Consider the following 5,082-nt stretch of genomic DNA (forward strand, 5'->3'; position numbering starts at 1 on the left):
ACGCCCACGCCAGCACCAGCGTGATCAGCTTGACGAGGATGTTGGACAGGAAGCCCTTGAACACCTCGAAGCTCAGTTCCGAGGTCAGGCTCTGGTCGAAGAGGTACAGCAGGAACGGAAGGAAGACAAACATCAGTCCGCCGCTCACGCGGTGCAGAATCGACACGCGCCCCGCCAGCGGAAGACGGTATGCCGTCAATATCTGTCCGATACCGATGTTCCGGAATTCCGGCCTCGGTTTTTTTACGGCTTCTGCCATGCTAGACCCCTACTATGTAGTCACACTAATCCGCAATTTTAGCGCCATTTCTTTTCGCGCTGCAGCGTAACACTGCTCTAGAAAGCGTGCCGCGAAGCACGCATCAAGGCACTTGCAAGCCTTGCCGCAAGCCCACGGCAATGCCTTTTCATTCAACTCAAATCGTTCTGATAGTAATACCCGGTTGTGACATACCAACCCCGGCGCACTTCGACGGGACGGTCACCATAGGTATAGGACACGCGCTCCACGGACAGCAACGGAAATCCTGTCGGCACATGCAGAAGATCTGCGACGGCCGGATCCGCGGCGACGGCGCGAATCTTTTCCGACGCGCGGATCATGCGCGTGCCGAACTCCGTTTCGAACATCGCGTAGAGCGGGCCCTTGTACTCGGACAGGCGTTCGAGCGTCAGCCCGCGAAACACGCCGCCAGGCAGCCAGATTTCATCGAGCACGGTGTCTTCGCCGTCGAACGTCAAAAGACGCTTGATCAGCACGACGGGATCGGCCGGCTTCAGATCCAGTTGCCGCGCGATTTCCGCCGATGCACGCAAACGCCGGCATTCCAGCAGCCGGCTAATATGCGGATGTTCGGCGCCGTCGTCGGCGAGAAGTCGGAGAAAGCGAAACTGCGCGCGCTCTTCGTTGTGCGTAGCAACAAAGGTGCCTTTGCCCTGGCGGCGCACCAGCAGGTTGTCGGCGGCGAGCTCGTCGATCGCCTTGCGCACGGTACCCTGACTGACCTTGTAACGCGCGGCTAATTCGACTTCACTAGGAATGATCTCGCCGGGCTTCCATTCGCCCGATTCGAGACTCTGCGTGATGAGCGCCTTGATCTGCTGATAGAGAGGGCTGAAGGTCGGCGATGGCGCCGGCGCAGCGGCAGGCGCAGCCTCACCCGCGCCGGACGCGCCGGGAGGGTTAGCTGTGCTGGCCGGGTTCGAATTCATGCGCGCATTTCAACACAAAGCGCCTCATGCCGTCCAGATTTTTCCCGTAATAGTTATGTCTTATATAAGACATAAGATACGGTTGACTTTGTGTCGCCCGACTCCTACACTCCTTGTCGAGCAAGGGTTTGCGGGTTGTGACACGCATTTTTGACACCGCTTTATGTCAACAGCGTGATGCACCGAAAGGCCGCCCTGCATCACGCTGTTCCCTCACGCAGTCCAGGTTTCGCTTCGCCCTGCATTGCCGGCCGCAATGCCCGCCGAAACGCGCTGTTTGCAGGAGCCCGCGCCATGCAGCGGCCCGACGTTGCGTCAATCGCGGCGGCGAAAGCCGCCAGCATCTTCCCGTCCCCGTGCTCGGCAGCACAGATTATCCGGCACGGCGGCTTCGCCGGCTGCGTGTCTTCTGGCCTTCTTCGGACCGCCTGCAGGGCCCGCCCAGCGAATTTGCCGTGCTTAAACCACGCTTCGCGTAACGCGCATATAGAATGGCGTTTTCCCTAGCGTTCAACGCATCGTCCTGGAGATTTCTCAATGGCTAAGCCCGCAAAGCGCGTTGCCGTCACCGGCGCCGCAGGTCAAATCGGTTACTCCCTGCTGTTCCGCATCGCCAATGGCGACATGCTCGGCAAGGATCAGCCGGTCATCCTGCAACTGCTGGATCTGCCGCAAGCGCAAGCCGCCGTCAAAGGCGTCGTGATGGAACTCGAAGACTGCGCGTTCCCGCTGCTCGCGGGTGTCGTGGTCACTGACGATCCGAAGGTTGCCTTCAAGGATGCCGACGTCGCGCTGCTGGTCGGTGCACGTCCGCGCTCGAAGGGTATGGAACGCAAGGACCTGCTGTCGGCCAACGCCGAAATCTTCACGGTGCAAGGCAAGGCGCTGAACGAAGTGGCGAGCCGCGACGTGAAGGTGCTGGTCGTCGGCAACCCGGCGAACACAAACGCCTACATCGCGATGAAGTCGGCACCGGATCTGCCGAAGAAGAACTTCACGGCCATGCTGCGTCTGGACCACAACCGCGCGCTGTCGCAACTGGCCGCCAAGTCGGGCAAGCCGGTTTCGTCGATCGAAAAGCTCGTCGTGTGGGGCAACCACTCGCCCACGATGTACCCGGATTTCCGCGTCGCCACGGCAGAAGGCCAGGATCTGACCAAGCTGATCAACGACGAAGAATGGAACCGCAACACGTTCATCCCGACGGTCGGCAAGCGCGGCGCGGCGATCATCGAAGCGCGCGGCCTGTCGTCGGCGGCTTCGGCAGCCAATGCAGCCATTGACCACGTGCGTGACTGGGTGCTCGGCACGAACGGCAAGTGGGTGACAATGGGCATTCCGTCGGACGGCTCGTACGGCATCCCCGAAGACATCGTCTACGGCGTTGCAGTGACGTGCGAAAACGGCGAGTACAAGCGTGTCGAAGGCCTGCAGATCGACGCATTCGCGCGCGAGAAGATGGACAACACGCTGAACGAACTGCTCGAAGAGCGCGACGGCGTTCAGCACCTGCTCGGCTAATCGCCGCATGCAGACCAGCCGGAACACCGTTGCGACGCGACGGGTTCCGGTTTTTTTACGTGCGATATCCTGCATCACGCCTTGCCCGGCAAGCCGTCATGCAAAAGTTTGCAACTGATCCGAGCGCGTTTTGATTCGACCTGCGATACTTCGCAGCCGGGCATAACAGAACGCGCCCGAATCGGAACTCCCAAACAGTACCCACGCTCCTGACGCCGAGAATGCGCGCATTGACTCCCGCCGAAGTCCTGTTTGACGGCGAAGCGCCGCCCACCGTACTGCCTGCCTGCGACCACTACGCGGGCAGCGAGAAGCTGATGCTCAAATCGCTCGCGCTGCAGCAGCAGCTCGGGCCCGTCTTCGACATCACGCTCGATTGCGAAGACGGCGCGCAAGTAGGCCGCGAAGCGGAGCATGCCGAACTCGTCGCCTCGCTGCTCGGCAGCGAGCACGACCGCTTCGGCCGCGTCGGCGTGCGGATTCACGATTTCAACCATGCGCACTGGCGCGACGACGTGCGCCTGATCCTGCGTGCCGCGAAGCGCGCGCCTGCCTTCATCATGCTGCCGAAAATCCGCAGCGTGCCCGATGCCGCCGAAATGTGCGCGTTCATCGATGCCACGCGCCGCGAACTCGGCATCGCGAAGCCCGTCCCCGCCCAATTGCTGATCGAAACGCATGGCGCGTTGACGCGCGTGTTCGATCTCGCCGCGCTGCCCGGCGTCGAGTCGCTGAGCTTCGGCCTGATGGACTTCGTCTCCGCGCACGACGGCGCGATTCCCGACACGGCCATGCGCTCGCCCGGCCAGTTCGATCACCCGCTGGTGCGACGCGCGAAGCTCGAGATTTCGGCCGCATGCCATGCACACGGCAAGGTGCCGTCGCACAACGTATCGACGGAAGTACGCGACATGGACATCGTCGCGAACGACGCGCTGCGCGCCCGCAACGAATTCGGCTACACGCGCATGTGGAGCATCCACCCGGCGCAGATTCCCGCAATCGTCTCAGCCTTCGCGCCGCGCGACGAAGAGATCGCGACCGCGACGGAAATCCTGCTCGCCGCGCAGTCCGCGCAATGGGGGCCGACGCGCCACCACGACACGCTGCACGATCGCGCGAGCTATCGCTATTACTGGTCGGTGCTGCGCCGCGCCCGCTCGACGGGCCGCAGCGTGCCCGCCGAAGCCGCGCCGCTGTTCGGCCCGAACGAAGCGTACGCAACGGGAGAGTCCACATCATGAGCACAGCACATACGTCCGCGGGCGCCGCGTTCCGCGCCGCCGTCGCCGCCGAAAAGCCGTTGCAGGTGGTCGGCGCGATCAACGCGAATCACGCGCTCCTCGCGCAACGAGCGGGCTTCAAGGCGATCTACGTGTCGGGCGGCGGCGTCGCGGCGGGCTCGCTCGGTTTGCCCGACCTCGGCATTTCGACGCTCGACGACGTGCTGACCGACGTGCGCCGCATCACCGACGTCTGCGATCTGCCGCTGCTGGTCGACGTGGACACGGGCTTCGGCCCGTCGGCGTTCAACATCGCGCGCACCGTGAAGGCGCTCACGAAGGCCGGCGCGGGCGCCATGCATATCGAAGACCAGGTCGGCGCGAAACGCTGCGGGCACCGGCCGGGCAAGGCGATCGTGTCGCAGGGCGAGATGGTCGACCGCATCAAGGCCGCGGTCGACGCCCGCACCGATCCCGATTTCGTCATCATGGCGCGCACGGACGCGCTTGCCGTCGAAGGCCTGCAATCGGCTATGGACCGCGCGATGGCCTGCGTCGAAGCCGGCGCCGACATGATCTTCCCCGAAGCGATGACGGAACTCCCGATGTACCGTCAATTCGCGCAGGCCGTGAAGGTGCCCGTGCTTGCCAACATCACCGAATTCGGCGCGACGCCGCTGTTTACCGTCGAAGAGTTGCGCGGCGCGGATGTGTCGCTGGTGCTGTATCCGCTGTCGGCGTTCCGCGCGATGAACAAGGCGGCTGAAAACGTTTACACGGCGATCCGCCGCGACGGCACCCAAAAGGCCGTCGTCGACACGATGCAGACCCGCGAAGAACTGTACGATCGCATCGGCTATCACGCGTACGAGCAGAAACTCGACGCGCTGTTCAGCCAGGGCGCGAAGAACGACAAGCAGGACAAGTGAGCGGCACATCAAGGAGACCCCTGGAATGAGCGATTCGACGCAAGCGGCTGCACCGGAGACAACAAGCGGCTTCAAGCCGAAAAAATCCGTCGCGCTGTCGGGCGTGACGGCGGGCAATACGGCCCTGTGCACGGTCGGCAAGACGGGCAACGACCTGCATTACCGCGGCTACGACATTCTCGATATCGCGGGCGCCT

Annotated in this window: 5 protein-coding genes and 1 pseudogene; 4 read left to right on the plus strand and 2 right to left on the minus strand. The window is 63.0% G+C overall.

The window, feature by feature from the left end; genetic code table 11:
* On the minus strand, positions 1-259 hold a 259-nt coding region (gene sdhC, locus G3N95_RS40265), incomplete at its 3' end, for a succinate dehydrogenase, cytochrome b556 subunit (protein WP_205975629.1).
* Between the two features lie 152 nt (positions 260-411).
* Positions 412-1,212: a GntR family transcriptional regulator gene (locus tag G3N95_RS40270; protein WP_205975630.1), complete on the minus strand. Its 801-nt coding sequence runs from the start codon at positions 1,210-1,212 to the stop codon at positions 412-414.
* Positions 1,213-1,749: 537 nt separating this feature from the next.
* Here G3N95_RS40270 and G3N95_RS40275 point away from each other — a divergent pair.
* The 4 genes and pseudogenes from G3N95_RS40275 to G3N95_RS40290 form a co-directional block, all read left to right on the plus strand.
* Positions 1,750-2,733 (plus strand): malate dehydrogenase, encoded by a 984-nt coding sequence (locus G3N95_RS40275; RefSeq protein WP_028371450.1) that lies wholly within the window; start codon positions 1,750-1,752, stop codon positions 2,731-2,733.
* Positions 2,734-2,954: 221 nt separating this feature from the next.
* On the plus strand, positions 2,955-3,977 hold the full coding sequence (locus G3N95_RS40280) for an aldolase/citrate lyase family protein (RefSeq protein ID WP_205975631.1): 1,023 nt from the start codon (positions 2,955-2,957) through the stop codon (positions 3,975-3,977).
* Positions 3,974-4,885, plus strand: coding sequence for a methylisocitrate lyase (gene prpB, locus G3N95_RS40285; RefSeq protein ID WP_205975632.1), 912 nt, complete (start codon positions 3,974-3,976; stop codon positions 4,883-4,885). The genes G3N95_RS40280 and prpB overlap by 4 nt, the downstream gene beginning before the upstream one ends.
* A gap of 25 nt (positions 4,886-4,910) precedes the next feature.
* Positions 4,911-5,082 (plus strand): annotated as a pseudogene (locus G3N95_RS40290) (2-methylcitrate synthase); the annotation flags it as partial.

It is taken from the genome of Paraburkholderia sp. Tr-20389 (assembly GCF_017104565.1).
GTDB lineage: Bacteria > Pseudomonadota > Gammaproteobacteria > Burkholderiales > Burkholderiaceae > Paraburkholderia.

Excerpts from the sequence above, each read along its gene's own strand:
- G3N95_RS40280 (WP_205975631.1), top strand. The coding sequence starts at position 2,955 with ATGCGCGCATTGACTCCCGCCGAAGTCCTGTTTGACGGCGAAGCGCCG.
- G3N95_RS40275 (WP_028371450.1), top strand. The coding sequence starts at position 1,750 with ATGGCTAAGCCCGCAAAGCGCGTTGCCGTCACCGGCGCCGCAGGTCAA.
- prpB (WP_205975632.1), top strand. The coding sequence starts at position 3,974 with ATGAGCACAGCACATACGTCCGCGGGCGCCGCGTTCCGCGCCGCCGTC.
- G3N95_RS40270 (WP_205975630.1), bottom strand. The coding sequence starts at position 1,212 with ATGAATTCGAACCCGGCCAGCACAGCTAACCCTCCCGGCGCGTCCGGC.